The 21,968-nt window shown below is 70.8% G+C and carries 18 protein-coding genes and 3 tRNA genes; 7 read left to right on the top strand and 14 right to left on the bottom strand.

What is annotated here, in order from left to right; all coding sequences use genetic code 11:
* Positions 1 to 76: 76 nt before the first annotated feature.
* Both I8E28_RS06545 and I8E28_RS06540 read right to left on the bottom strand, forming a co-directional pair.
* Positions 77 to 358, bottom strand: a complete 282-nt coding sequence (locus I8E28_RS06545) for a hypothetical protein (protein ID WP_200787188.1) — start codon at positions 356 to 358, stop codon at positions 77 to 79.
* A 73-nt stretch (positions 359 to 431) separates the two neighbouring features.
* Positions 432 to 920 (bottom strand): septal ring lytic transglycosylase RlpA family protein, encoded by a 489-nt coding sequence (locus tag I8E28_RS06540; RefSeq protein ID WP_200787187.1) that lies wholly within the window; start codon positions 918 to 920, stop codon positions 432 to 434.
* A gap of 152 nt (positions 921 to 1,072) precedes the next feature.
* Between I8E28_RS06540 and I8E28_RS06535 the strand changes: the two genes are divergently transcribed.
* Both I8E28_RS06535 and I8E28_RS06530 read left to right on the top strand, forming a co-directional pair.
* Positions 1,073 to 2,476: an MFS transporter gene (locus I8E28_RS06535; RefSeq protein WP_200787186.1), complete on the top strand. Its 1,404-nt coding sequence runs from the start codon at positions 1,073 to 1,075 to the stop codon at positions 2,474 to 2,476.
* A gap of 67 nt (positions 2,477 to 2,543) precedes the next feature.
* Positions 2,544 to 3,992, top strand: coding sequence for a sensor histidine kinase (locus I8E28_RS06530; RefSeq protein ID WP_200787185.1), 1,449 nt, complete (start codon positions 2,544 to 2,546; stop codon positions 3,990 to 3,992).
* Between the two features lie 8 nt (positions 3,993 to 4,000).
* On the opposite strand, the gene I8E28_RS06525 is transcribed toward I8E28_RS06530, so the two are convergent.
* Positions 4,001 to 5,233, bottom strand: a complete 1,233-nt coding sequence (locus I8E28_RS06525; protein ID WP_200787184.1) for an MFS transporter — start codon at positions 5,231 to 5,233, stop codon at positions 4,001 to 4,003.
* A 69-nt stretch (positions 5,234 to 5,302) separates the two neighbouring features.
* Here I8E28_RS06525 and I8E28_RS06520 point away from each other — a divergent pair, with 69 nt between their 5' ends.
* Positions 5,303 to 6,250: a hypothetical protein gene (locus I8E28_RS06520; protein ID WP_200787183.1), complete on the top strand. Its 948-nt coding sequence runs from the start codon at positions 5,303 to 5,305 to the stop codon at positions 6,248 to 6,250.
* Positions 6,251 to 6,302: 52 nt separating this feature from the next.
* Here I8E28_RS06520 and I8E28_RS06515 read toward each other — a convergent pair.
* The 9 genes from I8E28_RS06515 to folC all read right to left on the bottom strand — a co-directional run bounded on the left by I8E28_RS06515 (position 6,303) and on the right by folC (position 13,431).
* A tRNA-Asp gene (locus tag I8E28_RS06515) sits at positions 6,303 to 6,379 on the bottom strand.
* Positions 6,380 to 6,462: 83 nt separating this feature from the next.
* Positions 6,463 to 6,538, bottom strand: a tRNA-Glu gene (locus I8E28_RS06510).
* A 57-nt stretch (positions 6,539 to 6,595) separates the two neighbouring features.
* Positions 6,596 to 6,671, bottom strand: a tRNA-Ala gene (locus I8E28_RS06505).
* A 35-nt stretch (positions 6,672 to 6,706) separates the two neighbouring features.
* Positions 6,707 to 8,089: a glutamate--tRNA ligase gene (gene gltX / locus I8E28_RS06500; RefSeq protein WP_200787182.1), complete on the bottom strand. Its 1,383-nt coding sequence runs from the start codon at positions 8,087 to 8,089 to the stop codon at positions 6,707 to 6,709.
* Positions 8,086 to 9,300, bottom strand: coding sequence for an O-succinylhomoserine sulfhydrylase (locus I8E28_RS06495; protein ID WP_420850238.1), 1,215 nt, complete (start codon positions 9,298 to 9,300; stop codon positions 8,086 to 8,088). The genes gltX and I8E28_RS06495 overlap by 4 nt, the downstream gene beginning before the upstream one ends.
* A 4-nt stretch (positions 9,301 to 9,304) precedes the next feature.
* On the bottom strand, positions 9,305 to 10,825 hold the full coding sequence (gene purF, locus I8E28_RS06490) for an amidophosphoribosyltransferase (RefSeq protein ID WP_200787180.1): 1,521 nt from the start codon (positions 10,823 to 10,825) through the stop codon (positions 9,305 to 9,307).
* 16 nt (positions 10,826 to 10,841) lie between these two features.
* Positions 10,842 to 11,330: a CvpA family protein gene (locus I8E28_RS06485; RefSeq protein ID WP_200787179.1), complete on the bottom strand. Its 489-nt coding sequence runs from the start codon at positions 11,328 to 11,330 to the stop codon at positions 10,842 to 10,844.
* Positions 11,331 to 11,333: 3 nt separating this feature from the next.
* Entirely contained in the window at positions 11,334 to 12,119 is a 786-nt protein-coding gene (locus I8E28_RS06480; RefSeq protein ID WP_200787178.1) for an SPOR domain-containing protein, read from the bottom strand.
* Between the two features lie 22 nt (positions 12,120 to 12,141).
* On the bottom strand, positions 12,142 to 13,431 hold the full coding sequence (gene folC / locus I8E28_RS06475; RefSeq protein WP_200787177.1) for a bifunctional tetrahydrofolate synthase/dihydrofolate synthase: 1,290 nt from the start codon (positions 13,429 to 13,431) through the stop codon (positions 12,142 to 12,144).
* Between the two features lie 52 nt (positions 13,432 to 13,483).
* On the opposite strand from folC, the gene I8E28_RS06470 reads away from it, so the two are divergent.
* The 4 genes from I8E28_RS06470 to argG all read left to right on the top strand — a co-directional run bounded on the left by I8E28_RS06470 (position 13,484) and on the right by argG (position 16,409).
* Positions 13,484 to 13,834, top strand: coding sequence for an arsenate reductase (locus tag I8E28_RS06470; protein ID WP_200787176.1), 351 nt, complete (start codon positions 13,484 to 13,486; stop codon positions 13,832 to 13,834).
* Between the two features lie 105 nt (positions 13,835 to 13,939).
* Positions 13,940 to 14,626 (top strand): glycine zipper 2TM domain-containing protein, encoded by a 687-nt coding sequence (locus I8E28_RS06465; protein ID WP_200787175.1) that lies wholly within the window; start codon positions 13,940 to 13,942, stop codon positions 14,624 to 14,626.
* 123 nt (positions 14,627 to 14,749) lie between these two features.
* Complete coding sequence (ppnP, locus tag I8E28_RS06460) at positions 14,750 to 15,067, top strand: pyrimidine/purine nucleoside phosphorylase (protein ID WP_200787174.1); 318 nt, start codon at positions 14,750 to 14,752, stop codon at positions 15,065 to 15,067.
* A 7-nt stretch (positions 15,068 to 15,074) separates the two neighbouring features.
* Complete coding sequence (gene argG / locus I8E28_RS06455) at positions 15,075 to 16,409, top strand: argininosuccinate synthase (RefSeq protein ID WP_200787173.1); 1,335 nt, start codon at positions 15,075 to 15,077, stop codon at positions 16,407 to 16,409.
* A gap of 13 nt (positions 16,410 to 16,422) precedes the next feature.
* On the opposite strand, the gene I8E28_RS06450 is transcribed toward argG, so the two are convergent.
* Together I8E28_RS06450 and I8E28_RS06445 are read right to left on the bottom strand one after the other, a co-directional pair.
* Entirely contained in the window at positions 16,423 to 20,127 is a 3,705-nt protein-coding gene (locus tag I8E28_RS06450; protein WP_200787172.1) for a translocation/assembly module TamB domain-containing protein, read from the bottom strand.
* 11 nt (positions 20,128 to 20,138) lie between these two features.
* Positions 20,139 to 21,944 (bottom strand): autotransporter assembly complex protein TamA, encoded by a 1,806-nt coding sequence (locus I8E28_RS06445; protein ID WP_239027192.1) that lies wholly within the window; start codon positions 21,942 to 21,944, stop codon positions 20,139 to 20,141.
* Between the last annotated feature and the right edge of the window lie 24 nt (positions 21,945 to 21,968).

Raw genomic sequence — 21,968 nt, 5'->3', positions numbered from 1 at the left:
CATGGTCCCGCGCTCGACGAACCCTGCCCTTCGGCCGCGATGCCAAGCCCCTGTCGGTGCAGGCCGACGCGTCGCGTCAGGTGCTCTCTTCCTCTTCGCGCTGCTCTTCGGCCTCGCGGCGCACGATCCGGCTCGGGTCGTGCGTGAAGGGCATGTGCGGCAGCCCGATCAGCGACTGCAGGACCGCGTGCGCGCGGTCCATGTCGGCGCCGATCATCGCCAGCGCGACTTCATGCCCGGGCTCTTCCTGGGCGACCTTGAGGTAGGCGGCGCGCAGGCGCTGGTAGTCCTCCTCGGCACGGGACAACTCGGTCTGGGCCGCGAGGATCTTCGCGTAGTCGGAACGGCGCAAGCGCATGCACGGATGCTAGGAAGCGGCAGAGCCGGAGGGTGTAGGACAAAGGTGCGAGGCCGCGCAGGCCAAGGCTGGGTCAGGGCGGCGTCGAGGCGTCGCCCACCTTCACGCTGCCGGCGTCCGGCTGCGGCACTTCCAGCGGCACGACCTCCACGGTCGCGAGTCCCTGCTTCGGCTCGAGGCCGATGTCCTTCGCGCTGGCTGGCGACAGGTCGACGATGCGGCCGCCGACATACGGCCCGCGGTCCTCGATCGTGACGACGGTGCTCTTGCCGTTCTCGAGGTTCGTCACGAGGGCCTTCGTGCCCAGCGGCAGCGTCCTGCTGGCCGCGTTGTCGTCGTTCGGGTTCATCGGCTTGCCGTTGGCCATCTTGCGGCCGTTGAACATCTTGGCGTAGAAGGACGCCTTGCCGACTTGGCGCTTCGGCACCTTTGGCGCCGCCTTCTTCTTCGCGGACGCCGCGGGCGGGTCGCGCGCGTCCTGCCGCTCGGGCGCCGCGGTCGCGGGCCAGGCGAGGAAGGCCGCGAGCAGCGCGGCCAGCAAGGGCGTGGGGGATCGTCGCATTCCTGTTCTCCCTGCCCGCACGCGTGGAAACCAACGGCCGGGCATGCAGGAACTTTGGGCCGCATCCGTGGGCGGGAGTGTCCGGACGCGCCGCACGGTCGCGTAGGAACCCCCGGCTCTGCCATCGCCACGCACGGCATACTGCCGCCCCGATGCCCGCTGCCACCCCATCCGCCGGCCTGCCCACCCCGCAACGCTGGTACGCGATGGCCACCATCCTGCTGGGCATCGCGCTGTCGGTGATCGACTCGACCGTGGTCAACCTCGCGCTGCCGGGGATGGTGCGCGACTTCCACGCGAGCGCCTCCGCCGGCGTCTGGGTCGTCAATGCGTACCAGCTCGCCACGCTCGTGCTGCTGCTGCCGCTGGCGCACCTGGGCGAGCGCTGGACCTACCGCCGCGTGTACCTCGGCGGCGCGATCGTGTTCACGGCCGCCTCGGCGCTCTGCGCGATGGCCGATTCGCTGTGGCTGCTCGCTGCCGCACGCGCCCTGCAAGGCGCCGGCGCGGCCGGCATCATGGCCGTCAACGCCGCGCTGGTGCGGATGACGTACCCGCCCGAGCACCTGGGGCGCGGCATCGCGATCAACTCGATCACCGTGGCGACGGCATCGGTGGCCGGCCCGGTCGTCGCGGCGGCCATCCTGTCGGTTGCGTCGTGGCCCTGGCTGTTCCTCGTCAACCTTCCGCTCGGCATCGTGCTGGTGCTGCTCGGGAGGCGGGTGCTGCCGTGCAATGAGGTGCGCCGGGGAGCTTCGGAGGTGTCGCCGCTGGACGTCGTGCTCAACGGCTCCATGTTCGTGCTGCTGTTCCTCGGCGCCGACCTGCTCGGCGCGTCCGTGCGCGGCTCCGACGGAGACGCCGGCGCGGCGCGGTGGGGCGCGATGTTGCTGGCGGCCTGCATCGCGGTCGGCATCGTGCACGTGCGGCGGCAGCGCAGCCGCACGCATCCGCTGCTGCCGATCGACCTGCTGCGCATCCCGGTCTTCCGCTTGTCGATGGCGACGTCGGTCTGCGCGTTCGCGGCGCAGATGTCGGCCACCATCGCCCTGCCCTTCCTGTTCCTCGAGGCCTGGAACCTCGCACCGTCGCAAGCGGGCCTGCTGATGGCGTGCTGGCCGCTGGGCGTCATCGTCGCCGCGATGCAGGCGGGCCGGATGATCGGCCGCTGGCATGACGGGCTGCTCGGCGCGCTCGGGCTCGCCATCCTCGCGTCCGGCCTGGCACTGATGGCGATCACGGCAGCCGGTTCGTCGCCGCAACAGGCGTGGTGGCGCCTGGCGCTGTGCGGCATCGGCTTCGGGCTGTTCCAGTCGCCCAACAACCACACGATCATCACCAGCGCGCCGCCCCAGCGCGCCGGCGCCGCGAGCGGCATGCTGGGGACCGCGCGCCTCACCGGGCAGTCCACCGGCGCCGCGCTGCTGGCGCTGGTCTACGCGATCACGAGCGCGCGCGAGCACGGCGGCGCGTCGATGGCGCTGTCGCTCGCCGCAGGGCTGGCGGCCGTCGCCGCGGTGTTCAGCGCCCTGCGGATCCGCACGACGCGCCACTGAGGCGCGTCACACCTGGCAGCACTGGCGCTGGCTCAGCCGTGCTACGCTGGCCCGACCCCGGTCGACCATGCAGCGCTTCTACCAGCTCGCCGACAGTGCCCCGGTGCTCATGTGGCAGAACGACGCCACCGGCATGGTGTTCCTGAACGAGGAGTACGTGCGCTTCTGCGGGTGCGCACGCGATGCCCTGCTGGGCATGGGCTGGACCGGCCTGCTGCACCCCGACTCCGGCGACTACCTGCGTGCGTACGAACAGGCGTGGGCCAGCCAGTCACGCTTCGACGCCGAAGTGCGCATGCGGCGCCACGACGGCCAGTACCGCTGGCTGCATTCGGTCGGGCTGCCGCACTTCCAGGACGGCGCGTTCGCCGGCTACATCGGCTGCTCGTTCGACATCACCGACACCAGGTCGGCTGCGGACCGGCTGCGGCGCCAGCAGGAGTGGTTCACCGACGTCGCCAACACGATCCCCACGATCATCTGGGTGAGCGATGCGGCGGGGGCGACGACGTTCGTCTCGCGCCAGTGGTACCAGGCGACCGGGCAGTCCGATGACCAGGGGTTGGGCTGGGGCTGGCTGGACGCCACCCACCCCGACGACCGCCACCGGGCGCAGGAAGCGTTCCGCCGCGCGCAGGAGGACCGGGCGGGCTTTCGCTTCGAATGCCGGCTGCGTGCCGCCGACGGCAGCTACCGCTGGGTGATCGACGCGGGCGAGCCGCGCTTCACGCCCGACGGCGAGTTCCGCGGCCACGCCGGGACGATCTTCGACATCACCGACCGCAAGCTCGCCGAAGGGCTGCGCGAAGTGGCGCTGCGCGAGCTGCGCGCGGCGGCGCTGCGCAAGGACGAATTCATCGCGGCGCTCGCGCACGAGTTGCGCAACCCGCTGTCGCCGATCGCGACCGGCGGCGAGATCCTCAAGCGCACGTCCGGCGACACGCAGCAGGTGCTCAAGGTCGGCGAAGTGATCGGGCGCCAGGTCGCGCACATGCGCCGCCTGCTCGACGAACTGCTGGACGTGGCGCGCATCACGCGCGAGAAGATGGACCTGCAGCGCGTCCGCATCGACCTCGTGCAGCTGGTGCAGCAGGTGGTGGCGGACCACCGCCTCGCCGCGGCGCAGGGCGGCATCCGCTTCGACGCCGACCTGCCCGGGCAGCCGCTGCTGGTCGACGCCGACGCGGTGCGCATCGCGCAGGGGCTCTCCAACTACATGCACAACGCCGCGAAGTTCGCGCGCAGCCACGCGGTGGTGCGGCTGCGCAGCGATGGCGCGATGGCGATCGTCGAAGTCGAGGACGACGGTCCGGGCCTCCCACCGGACTTGCTGGCCAAGCTGTTCCAGCCGTTCGAGCAGGGGCGGCAGGACCTCGCGCGCTCGATGGGCGGCCTGGGCCTGGGCCTGGCCATCACCAAGGGCATCGTCGAATTGCACGGTGGCCGCGTGGGCGCGAGCAGTCGAGCCGAAGGCGCCGGCGCGCAGTTCTTCTTCGAGTTGCCGCTCGCGACCTGAGGCGTCGCTCAGGCGGCCTTGCCCTGCGGCGCCCCCGACGGCTCGCGCCGCGCGGGCGCCGGCGTCGCAGGCAACTGGCTCACCACCAGCAGCGTGAGGATCGAGGTGGCCGTCATCACCCCGAGCAGCGCCGCGAAGCCGGCCTGCTTGACGACCGGCCCGATCAGCCAGACCGCGATGGAGCTCGCGCTGAACGACACCGCCAGCCGCATGCCGGAGACGCGCGAACGCGCGCTGTCGTCGACGAAGCGCACGATCATCGCGTCGGTGAACGGGATGGCACCGAAGATCGCGGCCATGAACAGGAACTGCACGGCATAGAACATCCAGCCGTGCGACACGATCGACAGGGCGAGCACGGCCGCCTGGAAGCAGACGATGCCGAGATACAGCGCCTTGAGCGGCACGCGGTCGATCAGGTGTCCCACGACCAGTTGCGTGAGCGACGCGGCGGCGTAGACCGCGGCCAGCAGCGCACCGATGCGCGCGGGGTCCTGCGAGATGTCGCGCAGCCGGTCCGCCAGCAGTTCGTAGTTGCTGTTGGTGGAGAAGTTGAACAGCAGGCTGCCGCTGCTGGCCGCGACGGTCATCACGAGCAGCAGCCTGGCCAGCGTGACGCCGGGCGGCAGCGCCGCGTTGCCGGCCTTCTTTCTGGCCGGGGCCGCCTGCTCGCGCGTGGCGAGCAGCGCGAACGCGCAGCCGAAGGCGATGCACAACGCGCCGGGCACGGCGAACGCCATGCGCCAGCCCAGGTACTTCACGAGCAGGCCGGTGGTGATGGCAGCCACCGCGATCCCGAGGTTGCCCACCAGCCCGTTGATGCCGATCGTCCAGCCGGGCCGCGTCGCACCCTGCACCAGCATCGGGATGCCGACCGGGTGGTAGATCGACGCGAAGCAGCCCATCACCGCCAGCGCCAGCGCCATCTGCAACGGCGACTGCGTGGCGCTGACCAGCAGCGCCGCGGCACCCATGCCGAAGAAGAACACCACCATCATCTTGCGGCGGCCCCAGTGGTCGCCCAGCCGGCCGGCGGGCAACGAACCGATGCCGAAGAAGAAGAACGCGGCCACGCCGTAGGGCATCAGGTCCTCCCAGCGCGCCATGCCGAATTCGCCGGCGATGCTGGTCACCGCCGTCGCGAAGATGAGCAGGAACATGTGGTCGATGGCATGGCCGATGTTCAGCAGCCACTGGGTGGCCGCCGAATTGCGGGCTGTGGTCGGGTGGGTCGCGTCCATGGCCGGATTCTCGGCGCGGCCGTGCTGGCCGCCAAGCGACGGACTGCCATCCATCCACGGATTTCCGCCATGTCCGGTCCGGCGTCCTCCAAACGGCCGTGGACGCCCGGCGCCGGCGCGCGCACGCTCGCGGCCACGTTGCATGGAGGTGCGGGCATGGCGGACATCAAGCTCGAAGTGATCTCGACCACGACCTGGGCAGGCTCGGGCAACGGCAACCAGGTGCCGGTGACGAACTACTCGCGCGTGTACCTGGCGCAGGGCGATTCGTGGTTTTCGCTCGGCGCGGTCCCGCCGTGGGCGACGACCAACGTGCTGGAAGGCATCTGGCTGAAGGATCGCCGGCTGGCGGTCGACTGCGGCTACCCGGGCCGCACGCTGGCGCACATGGTCGATCGCGTGACGGACCCCACGTTCGACCAGCTGCTGGCCGGCAAACTGGCCTGGCCGTGGGACGGGCTGCTGATGTCCGGCGGCGGCAACGACCTGATCGATGCACTCGGCGTCGAACCGCACCACGAGCGCGAGGTGCGCCTGCTGCGGCGCCAGGACGAGTGGGGCAGCGGTTCCTCGGCCTCGCGCTACGTGTGCGAGGAAGGCTGGACGACCTTCCGCGGGCACATGCTGGCGGTGCTCGACGTGCTGCTGGCGCGGCGCGACGCCAGCAGGAACCCGGCCATGCCGGTCTACCTGCACACGTACGACCAGGTGACGCCCCGCTTCGCGCCCGCAGGTGCCGGCAAGGGACCCTGGCTCGCACCCGCGCTGAAGGCGTATGGCATTCCCCCGGACGACTGGAACCCGGTCGCCGACGAACTGATCGAGCGGCTGCGGCAGCTGTGGCTGGGCGCCGCCGGCCCGGCGCGCAACGTCCACGTGATCGACACCGTCGGCACGCTGCGGCGCGCCGATCCGGGCACCAAGGGCAACAGCAACGACTGGGAGAACGAGATCCACCCGAACAAGCACGGCTATGGCCTGCTCGGCGAGAAGTGGCGCGAGGTGCTGGACCCCTGAGCGAGGGGCAAAGGAAAGGGGCCAGTCCTTGCGAACTGGCCCCTTGAAGACTTGGCGGAGTGGACGGGACTCGAACCCGCGACCCCCGGCGTGACAGGCCGGTATTCTAACCAACTGAACTACCACTCCGCGTCGGTGCGGCGTTTCCCGGGTGCGATGACCGAGGCAAGTGCCTGCTACTTGTTTGCCGCAAATCCCGTTGCCGGGAATCTTGGCGACCCTACGGGGATTCGAACCCCGGTACTCACCGTGAAAGGGTGATGTCCTAGGCCTCTAGACGATAGGGTCGTAACCTTGGACTCGGCGTGCTACGCGCGCCTTCCGAATTTTCCGTCGACACCTTGCTGGTGGAGGTAAGCGGGATCGAACCGCTGACCTCTTGCATGCCATGCAAGCGCTCTCCCAGCTGAGCTATACCCCCGCTTGGTGCCGAGCCTTGAATTCTACAACAGATTTTCAGGCCGCCGAGAGGCGTTGCAGCACCACGTCCCTCGGCATCGCCTCGAGCACGGCGTCGAGCGACGGCGTCTGCGCCGTGCCGAGCACCAGCACGCGCACCGGCATCGCCAGTTGCGGCATCTTGAGGCCCGTGGCACGCAGCACTTCCTTCAGGCTCTCCGAAATCGCGCCCTTCTCCCAGGCGACCGTCTCGAGCATCTTCGCGAGCATGCTGATCGCAGGACGCACGCCATCGGTGAGGTGCTTGGCGCGTTCCTCGTCGCTGGCCTGCACGGGCACGTAGAACCGCGCCACCCAGTCGGCCAGCGCGATGGTGGTGTCGCAGCGGTCCTTGAGCAGCCCGCAGATGCGCGGCAGCCGCTCGTCCGCGGCAATGCCGCGCGCCTGCAGGCGCGGCAGCACCAGCGGCGCCAGGTCCGCATCGGGCATCGCCTTCAGGTGCTGGGCATTGACCCAGCGCAGCTTGGCCTCGTCGAACTGCGCGGCGCTCCTGCCCAGGTGGTCCAGGTCGAACCACTGCAGGAACTGCTCGCGCGAGAAGATCTCGTCGTCGCCGTGCGACCAGCCCAGGCGCGCGAGGTAGTTCACCACCGCGTCCGCCAGGAAGCCCTCGTCGCGGAACTGCGTGACGGGCTTGGCGCCGTTGCGCTTGCTCATCTTCTCGCCGCGCTCGTTCAGCACCGTGGGCAGGTGCGCGAACACCGGCGGCTCCTGGCCGAGCGCGCGGAACATGTTGATCTGGCGCGGCGTGTTGTTCACGTGGTCGTCGCCGCGGATCACGTGCGTGATGCCCATGTCGATGTCGTCGACCACGACGCAGAAGTTGTACGTCGGCGTGCCGTCGGGCCGCGCGATGACGAGGTCGTCGAGTTCCTCGTTGCTGATCTCGATGCGGCCCTTGACCTTGTCGTCCCAGGCGACGATGCCATTGGAGGGATTGCGGAAGCGCAGCACCGGCTGCACGCCTTCGGGCACCGGCGGCAGCTGCTTGCCGGGCTCGGGCCGCCAGGTGCCGTCGTAGCGCGGCTTCTCCTTGTTGGCCATCTGCCGCTCGCGCAGCGCGTCGAGGTCCGCGACGCTCATGTAGCACGGATACACGAGCCCCTTGTCCTGCATCTCGCGCAGCACCTGCTTGTAGCGGTCCATGCGCTGCATCTGGTAGTACGGGCCCTCGTCGTGGTCCAGCCCCAGCCACGCCATGCCTTCGAGGATGACGTCGACCGCGGCCTGCGACGAGCGTTCCAGGTCGGTGTCCTCGATGCGCAGGATGAAGGTGCCGCCCTGCGAGCGCGCGAACGCCCACGGGTACAGCGCCGAGCGGATGTTGCCGAGATGGATGAAGCCCGTCGGCGACGGGGCGAAGCGGGTTCTGACGGTCACGTGAGCTGGTCCAGGCCGCGCAGCAGGTCGGCCTTCAGGTCGTCGATGTGTTCCAGGCCGACCGCGAGGCGGACCAGGCCCTGGCCGATGCCGGCCGCCTGGCGCTGCTGCTCGGTGAGGCGGCCGTGCGAAGTGGTGGCGGAGTGGCTGATGATGGTCTTGGTGTCGCCGAGGTTGGTGGCGATGCTCATGACCTGAGCGCTGTCGATCACGCGGAAGGCGTTGGCGCGCAGCGACTCGGGGTCCGTGCCCTTGACGTCGAACGACAGCACGGCGCCGCCCAGCCCGGACTGCTGGCGCATGGCGAGCTCATGCTGCTGGTGCGATGCGAGACCGGGGTAGTACACGCGCGTCACGCCCGGGTGCGCTTCGAGGAAGCGCGCGACGTCGAGCGCATTGGCGCACTGCGCTCGCATGCGGATGCCCAGCGTCTCCAGCCCCTTGAGCACCACCCACGCGTTGAACGGCGCCAGCGTCATGCCGGCCGTGCGCACGATGGGCGCGAACACGTCGTGGATCAACTTCGCGGGGCCGCACAGCGCGCCGGCCATCACGCGGCCCTGCCCGTCCAGGTACTTGGTGCCCGAGTGCATCACGAGGTCGGCGCCGAGTTCCGTCGGCCGCTGCAGCGCAGGCGAGCAGAAGCAGTTGTCGACCGTGAGCAGCGCCCCCGCTTCATGCGCGACGTCGGCCAGCGCCTTGATGTCGCACACCTCGGTCAGCGGATTGGTCGGGGTCTCGGCGAACAGCAGCCTGGTGTTGGGACGGATCGCCTTCTTCCACTCGCCCAGGTCCGTCTGCGACACGAACGTGGACTCGACGCCGAACTTGCCGAACTCCTTCGCGAAGAGATTGAGCGTCGAGCCGAACACCGATCGCGAACACACGACGTGGTCGCCCGCCTTCAGCAGCCCCATGCCCAGCAGCAGGATGGCGGCCATGCCGGTCGACGTGCCGATGGCGGCCTCCGTGCCTTCCATCGCGGCCAAACGCTGCTCGAACGTGGTGACGGTGGGGTTCGACGTGCGACCGTACGTGTAGCCCTCCTGCGGGCTGGCGAAGCGCTCGGCCGAGGTCTGCGCGTCCGGCTGCACGAAGCCGCTGGTGAGGTACAGCGCCTCGCTGTTCTCGCCCCACTGGCTGGGCGGCAGCCCCGCGCGCACCGCGAGCGTGTCGCGGTGCAGGCCGGGCGGCAGGGACTTCTTCTCGATCACGTCACGCTTCCTGTGCGTTGGGCAAGGCCAGCCGGCCGGACGTCTCGTCGAGCGGGTCTTCCTGGCCGATGCGCGCTTCGTTGATCTTCGCGATGTCGTCGGGGTTGATGTCGCCGGTGACGTACACGCCGTCGAAACAGGATGCATCGAAGCCGTCGAGCCTGGTGAAGCCGGCGCCCTGCGCGGCCGCGACGGCACGCTTCATGCCCTCGACGTCCTGGTAGATCAGCGCGTCGCAGCCGATGATCTCGCGCACTTCCTCGACCGTGCGGCCATGCGCGACCAGTTCGCTGGCCGTCGGCATGTCGATGCCGTACACGTTCGGGTAGCGCACCGGCGGCGCGGCACTGGCGAGGTAGACCTTCTTCGCGCCGGCGTCGCGCGCCATCTGCACGATCTCGCGGCTGGTGGTGCCGCGCACGATCGAGTCGTCCACCAGCAGCACGTTGCGGCCCCTGAACTCGCTGGCGATCGCGTTGAGCTTCTGGCGCACCGACTTCTTGCGCACCGCCTGGCCCGGCATGATGAACGTGCGGCCGACATAGCGGTTCTTCACGAACGCCTCGCGGTACGGCAGGCCCAGCAGGTGCGCGAGCTGCGTGGCGCTGGGACGGCTGGATTCCGGGATCGGGATCACGACGTCGATCTCGTTGGGCGGCACGGTGGAGATCACGCGCTTGGCGAGCGTCTCGCCCAGGTTCAGGCGCGCCTGGTACACCGAGATGCCGTCCAGCATCGAGTCCGGCCGCGCGAGGTACACGTATTCGAAGATGCAGGGCTGCAGCTTGGGGTCCTGCGCGCACTGGCGCGTGTGCACCGTGCCTGCCAGGTCGATGAACACCGCCTCGCCCGGCGCGACGTGGCGCTCGAACTGGTGGCCCGTGCCTTCCAGCGTCACCGTCTCGCTGGCCACCATCACGGTGCCGTCGGCGCCGCGTCCCATCGATAGCGGGCGGATGCCGTGCGGGTCACGGAACGCCAGCACGCCATGGCCGGCCAGTAGCGCGATCACCGCGTACGAGCCGCGCAGGCGCTTGTGCACGTTGGCCACGGCGTTGAACACGTCGTCCACCTGCAGTTGCACGCCGCGCGTCGTGCGCTCCAGTTCGTGCGCCAGCACGTTGAGCAGCACCTCGGAGTCGCTCTCGGTGTTGATGTGGCGGTGGTCGGTGGAGAACAGCTCGGCCTTGAGCGCGTGCGCGTTGGTGAGGTTGCCGTTGTGCACCAGCACGATGCCGAACGGCGCGTTGACGTAGAACGGCTGCGCCTCTTCCTCGTTGTACGCGTTGCCGGCTGTCGGGTAGCGCACCTGGCCCAGGCCGCTGTTGCCCGGCAGGCCGCGCATGTTGCGGGTGCGGAAGACGTCGCGCACCATGCCCTTGGCCTTGTGCATGAAGAACTTGCGGCCCAGCTGCGTGACGATGCCGGCCGCGTCCTGGCCGCGGTGCTGCAGCAGCAGCAGCGCGTCGTAGATCAGCTGGTTGACGGGCGCGCCACTGACGACGCCGACGATTCCACACATGGCCTGTCCGCCTTCCTTAGCCCGGCAGGTACTGCCCGAATTCCTCGGGCACCACCGGTTTCAATCCCTTGAGCGCCGTCGTCGAAACGCCGGCCCCCACCGATTCGGTCCACCACGCATCCCTGCGCAGCGGCGTCATGTTGACCACCACCGCCAGCGCCAGCAACAGCACCGTGCCGCGCACCAGCCCGAACGCCGCGCCCAGCGCGCGGTCCACCGGCCGCAGCCCGGCGGCCTCCACCAGCCGCCGCATCGCCCAGGCCACCAGGCCACCCGCGAACACCGCCGCCACGAACACCGCGGCGAACCCCGCGGCGTAGTGCAGCGGTTCGCTGCTGGTGCCCAGCGGCAGCCACGCGCCGACGGTGGGTGCCAGCCACTGTGCCAGCACGAAGGCCGTGATCCAGCTCAGCACCGAAAGCACCTCGTACACCAGGCCGCGCAGCAGGCCCAGCAGCAAGGAGACCAGCAGCACGGCGATGAACACCCAGTCGAGTGCCGCCATGCGCTACAGCGTGAGGATGGCCGCGGGCAGCTCGAGGTCCTTGATCCGGCCGGCGGCCTTGTCCGCCTCGGCCCGCGTCGCGAACGGACCGACGCGAACGCGGATGCGCTTGCCGTCCCTGGTTTCGGCGACGTGCGTGTACGTCTTCAGCCCGGCCTTCTCGACCTTCAGCCGCGTCTCGCGCGCCTTCGAGGCATCCGCGAACGCGCCGACCTGCACGACATAGCGGCCTTCGGCGGCCGTTTCCTGCGGCGCGGCCTGCACGGGCTTGCCTTCCAGCAGCGCCTGCGCGCGTGCGGAGTCGGCGGGTTTCGGTTGCGGCGTCGCGGGCTTGTCCGCCGGCTTCTCGACCGGGGCCGGGGCCGCCTTCGCAACTTGCTCGGCCTTCGGCGCTTCACGCACCGGGCCGCTCGCGGCCTGCTTGGCCGGCGCAGGAGCCGCAGCGACCGAAGCCGTGGGCGCTGCCCGCGAGGCCGCGGCGGTCGCGCGCGACGCTGCCGGGGCCGGCGCGTCTTCCTGTTCCACGATGGCGCCCTGCGCGCGGGGCGCGGGCGGCGGCGGCAAGGGCTTGACCTTGGCGCGGTCCGGGATCTCGATCGGGATATCGACCGCCACCGGGCGCGGCTGCGTGTCGAACAGAAGGGGGAAGCCCACGATGCCGAGCAGCACCAGGATGGCGGCGCCGATCAAGCGGTGCCGCGCGCGGCGACGCAGGGCTTCGACGCTTTCGGGTTGGCCCGTCGCGGCCGGCGCCTCGTCGGCACCCTTGCGGAACTTGAAGAAGGCCATGCTGCGTGTCGCGGGTCGGGGATCAGGAGCCCAGGTGCTTGGCCTGGAGGCGGGGCAGTCCGCCCTGCAGCACGCCACCCACCGTGTAGAACGATCCGAACACGAGGATTCTATCAGTCGGGCTTGCTTGCTCGACCGCGGCGCGCAGGGCGGCCTCGGGGTTGGCGTGGGTGCGCGACGACACGTCCTTGCGGGTCGTCTGCGACCGCCACAGGGCCTCCAGAGACGCTGCCGACGCGGCGCGCGCCGTCGGCAGGTCGCAGAAGTACCAGCGGTCGACCAGCGGGTCCATCTTGCGCAGCATCGGCCCGAGGTCCTTGTCGCCCATCGCGCCGAACACCGCGTGCGTCGTCGGGTAGAAGCCCATCGCGTCGAGGTTGGCCGCCAGCGCCGCCACCGAATGCGGGTTGTGGGCGACGTCCAGCACCAGCGTCGGCTGGCCCGGGACGATCTGGAAGCGGCCGGGCAGTTCGACCATCGACAGGCCGTTGCGCACGGCCTGCGCCGTGACCGGGATGCGATCGCGCAGTGCGGTCAGCGCCGCCAGCACGCCCGACGCGTTCACCAGCTGGTTCGCACCGCGCAGGCCCGGATAGGCCAGGCCGGCATAGCGCCGCCCGCGGCCCGCCCACGACCACTGCTGTTTGTCGCCCTGGAAGTTGTAGTCGCGGCCCACCAGCCACAGGTCGGCGCCGATCGCCTCGGCGGCCTCGACCACGCTGCGCGGCGGCACCGGGTCGCTGACGATCGCCGGCTTGCCCGCGCGCAGGATGCCCGCCTTCTCGCGCCCGATCGCCTCGCGGTCGGGGCCGAGGAACTCCTGGTGGTCCAGGTCGATGCTGGTGATCACCGCGCAGTCGGTGTCGATGATGTTGGTCGCATCGAGCCGGCCGCCGAGGCCGACCTCCAGGATCACCGCATCGAGGTTTGCCGCGGCCAGGCACGAGAGGATGGCGAGCGTCGTGAACTCGAAGTACGTCAATTGCACGTCCTGGCGTGCGGCTTCGACGCTTTCGAAATGCGGCAGCAGCACGTCGGCCTGCACCACTTCGCCGAGCAGCCGGCAGCGTTCCTCGAAGCGCACCAGGTGCGGCGACGTGTACAGCCCCGTGCGCCAGCCCGCCTGCCCCAGGATCGCTTCCAGCATCGCGCAGGTCGAACCCTTGCCGTTGGTGCCGGCCACCGTGATGACGGGGCACGCGAACGCGAGCTGCATGCGTTGCGCCACTTCGCGAACCCGATCGAGGCCGAGCGCGATCGTCTTCGGGTGCAGCCGCTCGCAATGCGCAAGCCAGTCGTCCAGCGTGTCCATGCCTGCATTGTCTCCGCGCGCCGGACGTCCAGCCCGGCTAGCATCTGCCCCCATGGCGATCACCCTCTACGGCATCCCGAACTGCGACACTGTCAAGAAGGCCCGGGCCTGGCTCGATGGGCAAGGCACCTCGCATGCCTTCCACGACTTCAAGAAGGCCGGCGTGCCCGCCGATCGCCTGGAGCAATGGGCCGATGCGGTGGGCTGGGAGAAATTGCTGAACCGGCAAGGAACGACGTGGCGCAAGCTCGATCCGGCCTTGCAGGCGACGGCCGCTGACCGGGCCGGGGCGCTGCGGCTGATGCGCGAGCAGCCCAGCGTGATCAAGCGGCCGGTGGTGGAGTGGCCGGGGCGGACGACGGTCGGATTCGACCCGCAGGTGTGGAGTAATTTGCAGAGCTAGGGCCTGCCGGCGGTTTTTTACGCCGCCTTTACCGGCCATTCAGCTTTGGCTCAGCGCGCCTGCCTAAAATTGAGGCATTCCGAGCTGGAACGCGAGGTTTGCACCATGAAGAAAACCATCCTGATCTCCCTCCTTGGCCTGGGCGCCGTCGGCGCCGCGCAGGCGCAGGACATCGTCGGGCGCGTCATTTCGAGCACGCCCGTCGTGCAGCAGGTCGCCGTGCCGCGGCAGGTCTGCACCAACCAGCCGGTGGCCATCGAGCAGCCCAAGAGCGGCGCCGGTGCCGCGATGGGCGCCATCGCCGGCGGCGTCATCGGCAACCAGGTCGGCCACGGCGGCGGCCGGGCGCTGGCCACCATGGCGGGCCTGATCGGCGGCGCGGTGCTGGGCAACAACATCGAAGGCGGCGGCGGCACCACGGTGCAGAACCAGCAGCAGTGCACGACGCAGACCTTCTACGAGAACCGCACGTCCAGCTGGAACGTCACCTACGAATACGCCGGCCGGCAGTACACGGTGAACATGCCGTACGACCCGGGCCCGACCATCCGCCTGCAGGTCACGCCGGTGGGCTCCAACGAGACGATGGACGCGCCGCAGGTCGTGGCCGCCGCGCCCGCCGCCGTGATGAGCACGACGACCGTCGTGCCCGCCGCGCCGGTCTACTACGCCGCCCCGGCGCCGGTCTACTACGCCGCGCCGGTCGTGCGCCCGTACTACTACCCGCCGGTCTCGCTGAGCCTGGGCTACGTCTACCACGGTGGCGGCGGCCACCATCGCCACTGGCGCTGAAGCGGCACGCTGCGCGCGTCGGCCACGAAGGGCGGGACCTCCCGCCCTTTTTTCTTGCCCGCGCCGCGGAAGGCTGCCGAAGGGCTCGGCCTAGAATCACGGGTTTTCCCCGAGCCCTCTCCCATGACCACCGAAACCCTGGCCGGCGCCAGCGTGAGCACGCGCGCCAACGTGTACTTCGACGGCAAATGCGTGAGCCACAGCGTGACGCTGGCGGACGGCACGAAGAAGTCGGTCGGCGTGATCCTGCCGGCCACGCTGACGTTCAACACCGGCGCGCCGGAGATCATGGAATGCACCGGCGGCTCGTGCGACTACAAGCTGGCCGGCAGCACCGAGTGGCGCAAGTCGTCGGCGGGCGAGAAGTTCTCGGTGCCGGCGAACTCCTCGTTCGAGATCCGCGTCAGCGAGCCGTACCACTACATCTGCCACTTCGGCTGAAGCACCCATGGCAACCATCCTCGAACATTTGCCCGCCGGCCAGAAGGTCGGCATCGCCTTCTCCGGCGGCCTGGACACCAGCGCGGCGCTGCACTGGATGCGGCTCAAGGGCGGGATCCCCTACGCGTACACCGCCAACCTGGGCCAGCCCGACGAACCGGACTACGACGAGATCCCGCGCAAGGCGATGCTGTACGGCGCCGAGAAGGCGCGCCTGATCGACTGCCGCCAGCAGCTGGCGCACGAGGGCATCGCGGCGCTGCAGGCGGGCGCGTTCCACATCTCCACCGCGGGCATCACCTACTTCAACACGACGCCGCTGGGCCGCGCCGTGACCGGCACGATGCTGGTGTCGGCGATGAAGGAGGACGACGTCCACATCTGGGGCGACGGCAGCACCTTCAAGGGCAACGACATCGAGCGCTTCTACCGCTACGGGCTGCTCACCAACCCCTCGCTGAAGGTCTACAAGCCCTGGCTGGACCAGGCCTTCATCGACGAACTCGGTGGCCGCGCGGAGATGAGCGCGTTCATGGCCAAGGCCGGCTTCGCCTACAAGATGTCGGCCGAGAAGGCGTACAGCACCGACAGCAACATGCTGGGCGCGACGCACGAGGCCAAGGACCTGGAGCACCTCGACTCCGGCATCCGCATCGTGAACCCGATCATGGGCAGCGCGTTCTGGAAGCAGGACGTCGAGGTCAAGCCGGAAGAAGTGCGCGTGCGCTTCGAGGACGGCCAGCCGGTCGCCCTGAACGGCCGCGAGTTCGCCAGCGCCGTCGACCTGTTCCTGGAAGCCAACCGCATCGGTGGCCGCCACGGCCTGGGCATGAGCGACCAGATCGAGAACCGCATCATCGAAGCCAAGAGCCGCGGCATCTACGAAGCCCCTGGCATGGCGCTGCTGTTCATCGCCTATGAACGCCTGGTCACCGGCATCCACAACGAGGACACGATCGAGCAGTACCGCGACAACGGCCGCAAGCTGGGCCGCCTGCTGTACCAGGGCCGCTGGTTCGACCCGCAGGCGATCATGTTGCGCGAAGCCGCGCAACGCTGGGTGGCCCGCGCGATCACCGGCGAGGTGACGCTGGAACTGCGCCGCGGCAACGACTACTCGATCCTCAACACCGAGTCGCCCAACCTCACCTACCAGCCCGAGCGGCTGACGATGGAAAAGGGCGAGTCCATGTTCTCCCCGCGCGACCGCATCGGCCAACTGACCATGCGCAACCTCGACATCGTCGACACGCGCGACAAGCTCGGCGTGTACAGCAAGGCCGGCCTGCTGTCCCTGGGCGGTGGCGCACCGCTGCCGCAGCTGAACGACGAGAAGTCCTGAAGACGGACTGACTTCAGTCGTACGAGAAAGTGACGATCAGGTCGACCGCGGCGCGTTCGCCGGCTGACGCGCGGACGGTCACGCGGCGCGAGAGGTCGTAGTAGACGGACAAGGTTCCGACGGCTCCCGACAGGCTGCGCTCGTACGCGGCGTACAGGTTGCGGCCCAGGCGCTTGCCCAGCGTCACCGCGGGACCTTCGGCGCCGGCGCGGCTCACGGACAGTTCGTCCAGGCCGACGATGCCCGCGACGCCCTTGCCGTCGCCGCGATGCGCGCGGCTCGCGAGCAAGGCGACGGCCGCTTGTTGCAGCAAGGCAGTCTCCGCACCACCACTGGCCGACGCGCGGCCCAGCACCAGCCAGGACAGCGTCTCGGCTTCGCTCAGCTGCGGCTCGGAGTACAGCCGCACGAACGGCGCCTGCGCGCTGCCAGTGATCTGCACGCCCGCCTTCTGGCCACCCGCCAGCCGCGGCCGCAGCGCGAGGACGTCGAGCGCCGGGTTGTCCATCGGGCCGGTGAAGCGCAGCACGCCGCGCTCGATGCCCAGGTCCTGCCCGTACGCGCGGTACTCGCCGCCGATCGTGCGGATGCTGCCGACCAGGCGCGGTTCGGCCAGCGAGTCGCCGGCGATGTTGAGCGTGCCTGCCAGGCGCGTCTCGATGCCGCGGCCGCGCACGCGGAAGTCGCGCCCGAAGTCGAGCGTGACCGCCAGTTGCACCGGCCGCCCCTTCGGCGCGTCGCCCTGCGGCTTCACCTTGCCAAGCGTCACGCCCTGCGGCAGGTTGCGCACCACCACGTCGTCCCCCAGCTTCGGCGCCGCCTCGTCGGGCAACTCGATGCGCGCACGGTCGACGTGCAATGCGCCGCGCACCTGCGCGCCAGCCGCATCCATCGACGCCGTCAGCTGGCCGGACACGGTCAGGTCGCGGTCGCTGCGCGAACTCACGTGCAGGTGGTCGAGGTCGAGCACCACGCGCGCCTGCACGCCGTCGCGGCTCCAGCCGCCCTCGCCCGAGCCGGTCACGACGCCGCCGTCGGTGCCCGGCCCCTGCAGCCGCACCTGCTCGACCAGCAGGCGGCGCCCCTCGAGCCGCGCGCGCAGCATGCCGTCCTGCAGCGAGATGCCGTCGACCACCGAACGCAACGCGAGGTCGTCGGCGTGCAAGGTGCCACTCAGCTGGGGATCGCCGCGTGTGCCGGCCACCGCGACGTCGGCGGCGAGCGAACCGCGCAGGCGCCAGCCGGGGGGCGCCAGCAGCGACCACACGCCCAGGCGCGGCAGTTGCGCGCGCACCGCGCCGGACAGCGGCGCGGCCTCGGGCCACGCCCAGCCCTCGTTCGTGCGCGACAGGCGCGTCTGCAGCCGCGCGTCCGCGGTGCCCGCGCGTTCCGAATCCCAGCGCAGCGTCAGCGTCACCGCGTCGCCTTCGCTGTCCAGCGCCAGCCGCGCCTCGCGCACGCCGGCCTGCACGCGGGTGCTGGTGCCGTCGGTCGCTTCCGCGCGCACGGAGACATCGCCGCTGCGCCGCGCAAGTTGTGCCCGCAAGCGCAGCACCTCGCCGAGTTGCGCGTCCCACTGGCCATCGAAGACGAGGTCGCCTGCAAGTGCGGTCCCGGCAAGCTGGGGGCCGCCGAGCAACTCCGCCCACGCGAGTGGCAGGCCAGTCACCCGGCCCGCACTGCGCAGCTGGCCCGGCCGCCATCGCACAGGCTCCCACGCGACCTGCGCCTGCGTCGGCGGCGTGCTCGGCGCCTGCAGCACCGCTTCGCCGGCGCCCGTCTCCAGCTGGCCAGCCGACCAGCGCCAGTCGACCGCCTTCCGCACGTCGACGCGCCACGGCCCCGTGCCGACCGCCGGATCGCGCAGCACGGCGGCCAGGCTGGACAGCTCGCCCTGGAAGGTCCCCGCGTTGCGGCGGCCCGCGCGCGCAACCAGGTCGACGGTCGCCTGCCGCGCGCCCCACTGGCCTTGCGCCTTGGCGTCGAGCCGCGCGTCGGCCAGGCGTCCATCGAGCTTGGCACCGAGGTCTTTCACCGACCACGTCTCGGGCGTCGCCTCGGCGGGCTGCAGCGTGGGGATGGAAGCCATCGCCTGCACCGTCGGGTCCTCCCAGCCGCCTTGCCAGGCCAGCTGGAGTTCGCCCCGCCCTGCAAGCGCCGGTGCGCCCGTGACCGCCTGCGGCACCATCGGCAGCCGCGCCAGCCAGCGCTGCGCCTGCCGGATGTCCGGCAGCGACAACTTGACCGTGCCGCCGCCTTGGGCGCGCGCGACCGAGCCGACGCCACGCGCGCGCAGGCCGGGTGCTTCGAGGTCGACGCGGCCTCGGCCCGTGGCGCTGCCCAGGTGCAGGTCGACGCCGGCATCGAGCTTCGCGTCGGCCGTGCGCACCTCGAGCACGGGCAGCGCGAGTTCCTGCCCTGCCCAGCGGCCCTTCGCGCGCAGCGAGCGCAACTCGAGCGCGCCGACCGCGGCGGCGAGTTCGGAGCCGGCCTTGCGCACCGGCCCGCCACGCGCCGCCAGGTCGGCATCGAACGCGATCGCCGTGCCCTGCCCGCGCAACGACACGCGGCCGGCAATCGGCACGGGCGCCATCGCGGTGTGGATCGCCGCGGGGTCGACGCCGTCCAGCCTGCCGTCGACCTTCCACGCGTCCTGCCCTTCCCACGCGCCCTGCGCGACGACGCGGCCGCCGCCGACCTCGGCTTCGAGGTCGCGCACCAGCACGCGCGTGGCGCCACGCCACTCGCCTTCGACGCGCACGCGCGAGGCGGGGATGCGGTGCTGGTCCCACGGTCCGACGAGCGCGTTGCGCAGGTCCGCGTTCAGCGCCCATGCACCGGCCGCGCGCGGTGCCGCGGCCACTTCGCCCGACAGCAGCATGTGCGGCAGCTGCGGCCACAACGCGCCCGCATCGAAGCCCTCGAGATCGGCGCGCGCCGCGGCGACGGGCGAGTCGGCCCAAGGCGTCACGCGCGCCGTCGCGTCGGCGCGCATCGCGGGCGCCGCGCTGCCCGCCGTGCCTGCGATCCGCAGCCGCACATCGAACCCTGCCAACGGGCCGTTGGCCTGGGCATCGAACGTGACCGGCACCGGCTGCGCCGCCCCGGGCACGGGCGCGGCGATGCGTCCCTGCAGGTCCGCCTTGAGGCGCATGTCGCCATCGCCGCCCACGCGCACGTCACCCCGGTACTGGCCGTCGTAGGCGTGCGCGTTGCGCAGCACGACGTGGTGCTCGCGCCGGTCGTACGCGTACGAGCCCGCGAGATTGCGCACGTCGACCGGCATCGACCCTGCAACGTCGATGCGGCCGATGGCGATGTCGTCGACGGCCACCGGCCACGGCAGCGCCAGCGAGGTGGGCGGCGGCGACTTGCCTTCCTTGGGCGGCCGCTTGTCGTCCACGCGCAGCGACGCCGCGCGCAGGTGGTCCAGGTGCACCTTGCGATGCAGCAGCTCCAGCGGCTGCCACGCGACGTCGACGTCGCGCGCCTCGACCGCGAGCCCGTCCTGCGACCACGCGAGACGATCCGCCAGCACGCCGCGGCGCAGCGAGCCGCGCACGTTCTCCGCCACCAGCGGCTGCCGCTTCGCGACCTGTTCAAGCGCCCAGCGCGCCGACCCTTCGCTGCCGGTCCACACCCACGCCGCGCCCAGCAGCACCAGCAGCAGGCCCACCAGGACGGCGATGGTTCCGAGCACCCAGCGCAGGACCCGCACGTGCACGTCCTTCAGAAGGTGCTGCTCAGCGTCAGGTGCAGCCGGAAGCTGTGCACCTTCACGCCGTACGCCAGGTCCGCCTGCAGCGGCCCCAACGGGCTCTTGTAGCGGACGCCGGTGCCCACGCCCCACCAGGGCCGCAGCCGATCGACCTGGTCGGCGACCGCCCCGCCGTCGATGAACAGAGCGTGCTCGAAATTCGTCTCGACGCCGCCGCGGCGGATAGGCCGCTGCCACTCGACGCTGCCCACCGCCATGTAGCGGCCCGGCACGACGACGCCGTTGTCGCGGACGACGCCGATCTCGCGCAGCCCGTAGCCGCGCACGGTCGTGTCGCCGCCGGTGCGGAACAGCTGCGTGGCCGGAACGCGCGCACGGTCCGGTGCGAGCACGGCGCCCGCTTCGCCGCGCCACTGGATGCGGCTGTCTTCCAGCGGCTGGATCTTCAGCGCCCGCACCACCGTGCGCTGGAACGGGCTCTTGCTGCCCACCAGCGTCAGGCCGCCGCCGACCTCCAGCCCGAGCGAGTGGCCGCGCGTCGGATACGGCAGGCGGTCGAAGTAGCGGCCGGCCCAGATGTAGTTGGCGCTGATCGCGGTGCCGTCGCCGGTGTCCTCCACGGGCGCGACGCCGCCTTCGGCCTGCACGCTCGCGCGGTCGAACTGCAGGTAGATGTTGCGGTCGAAGTTGTCGTCGTTCTTCGTGCGGCCCACGCGAAGGCGCTGCCCGTGCGTGACGAGCAGGCCGTCGTCCAGCCGCTCGACGCGCGCCGACACGCCCCAGCGCCACAGGTCCTCGCCCGGGACCGCCTGCAGCTCGGTTTCGAGGAAAGGCGTCTTGCGTTCGAGTTGCAGGCGCGTGACGGCACGCCAGTCGATCCACGGCAGCCGGTTGTGCGTGTATTCGGCGGTGGCGCGCGGCCCGCTGTCGGTGGAGAAGCCGAGGCCCAGCACCACCTTGTGCAGCCGCGCCTCGCGCACGTTCACCTGCACCGGCGCCGCGGCCGGGTCCGACGTGGGATCGACGGTGATGTAGGCCGAGTCGTAGTAGCCGCTGCCCACCAGCCGCAGCTGCGCGCGCTGGATCTGGTCCTGGTCGTAGACCGTGCCGGGCGGCAGGCGCGCCAGCCGAGGCACCAGCACCGGGTCGTAGCGCCGCGCGCCGGTGACCTGGATCTCGCCGAGGCGGAACGAGGGACCGGAGTCCAGCCTCAGGCCCAGGCGCGCGCGCTGCGTGCCCGCATCGACGTCCGCGAGGCTGAGGCCCACCTTGCCCGCCGGATAGCGGCGCGCGACCAGTTCGCGCAAGGCGCCGGTCTTGGCGTCGTCCCATGCATCCTGCGTCCAGCGCCGGCCCTTGGGCAGCGCCCAGCGTTCGCGGATGCGCTGCCGCTGCGCGATGGCGTCGGAAGCGGTCGAGCCCGCGATGTCGCCGTCGAACGTGATGTCGACCGCGTCCACCAGGGTCGGGGGGCCAGGCGCGACGTCGACCACGACGCGCGGCGGCATCGCACCGTTGTCGCGGCGGATTTCCAGTTGCGGCGAGAAATACCCCAGCGTGCCGAGCAGTTCGCGGGCGTCGCGCTCGGCCAGCGTGATCAGCCGCGCGAGTTCGGCTTCGTCGAGGTCGCGCACCTCCCGGAAGCGCTGCAGCTCCAGGTGGCGCTGCAGCAGCTCGCGCACGTTGCGGTCGGGGCTGCGGACTTCGAGCGTGAAGGACGGCATGGGCGCCGCGGTGTTCTGCGCGATCGCGGCGCCCGCCAGCAGGCAGGCGCCGAGCACCACCACGCGTCGCGCCAGCCCGCGCCAGCCCCCCATCGCCATCCACCTTTCGCCGTCGTG

The sequence above is a fragment of the Ramlibacter algicola genome (assembly GCF_016641735.1).
In the GTDB taxonomy this organism is placed as follows: Bacteria; Pseudomonadota; Gammaproteobacteria; order Burkholderiales; family Burkholderiaceae_C; genus Ramlibacter; species Ramlibacter algicola.
This window is presented reverse-complemented; position numbering and strand designations above follow the sequence as displayed.

Bases quoted from the DNA above. Each gene is read 5' to 3' on its own strand.
- I8E28_RS06485 (WP_200787179.1), bottom strand. From the start codon at position 11,330: ATGGCGGCACTCGACTGGGTGTTCATCGCCGTGCTGCTGGTCTCCTTG.
- I8E28_RS06530 (WP_200787185.1), top strand. From the start codon at position 2,544: ATGCAGCGCTTCTACCAGCTCGCCGACAGTGCCCCGGTGCTCATGTGG.
- I8E28_RS06545 (WP_200787188.1), bottom strand. From the start codon at position 358: ATGCGCTTGCGCCGTTCCGACTACGCGAAGATCCTCGCGGCCCAGACC.
- I8E28_RS06445 (WP_239027192.1), bottom strand. From the start codon at position 21,944: ATGGGGGGCTGGCGCGGGCTGGCGCGACGCGTGGTGGTGCTCGGCGCC.
- I8E28_RS06465 (WP_200787175.1), top strand. From the start codon at position 13,940: ATGAAGAAAACCATCCTGATCTCCCTCCTTGGCCTGGGCGCCGTCGGC.
- ppnP (WP_200787174.1), top strand. From the start codon at position 14,750: ATGACCACCGAAACCCTGGCCGGCGCCAGCGTGAGCACGCGCGCCAAC.
- purF (WP_200787180.1), bottom strand. From the start codon at position 10,825: ATGTGTGGAATCGTCGGCGTCGTCAGTGGCGCGCCCGTCAACCAGCTG.
- I8E28_RS06480 (WP_200787178.1), bottom strand. From the start codon at position 12,119: ATGGCCTTCTTCAAGTTCCGCAAGGGTGCCGACGAGGCGCCGGCCGCG.
- I8E28_RS06525 (WP_200787184.1), bottom strand. From the start codon at position 5,233: ATGGACGCGACCCACCCGACCACAGCCCGCAATTCGGCGGCCACCCAG.
- I8E28_RS06520 (WP_200787183.1), top strand. From the start codon at position 5,303: ATGTCCGGTCCGGCGTCCTCCAAACGGCCGTGGACGCCCGGCGCCGGC.
- folC (WP_200787177.1), bottom strand. From the start codon at position 13,431: ATGGACACGCTGGACGACTGGCTTGCGCATTGCGAGCGGCTGCACCCG.
- I8E28_RS06470 (WP_200787176.1), top strand. From the start codon at position 13,484: ATGGCGATCACCCTCTACGGCATCCCGAACTGCGACACTGTCAAGAAG.
- argG (WP_200787173.1), top strand. From the start codon at position 15,075: ATGGCAACCATCCTCGAACATTTGCCCGCCGGCCAGAAGGTCGGCATC.
- I8E28_RS06535 (WP_200787186.1), top strand. From the start codon at position 1,073: ATGCCCGCTGCCACCCCATCCGCCGGCCTGCCCACCCCGCAACGCTGG.
- I8E28_RS06540 (WP_200787187.1), bottom strand. From the start codon at position 920: ATGCGACGATCCCCCACGCCCTTGCTGGCCGCGCTGCTCGCGGCCTTC.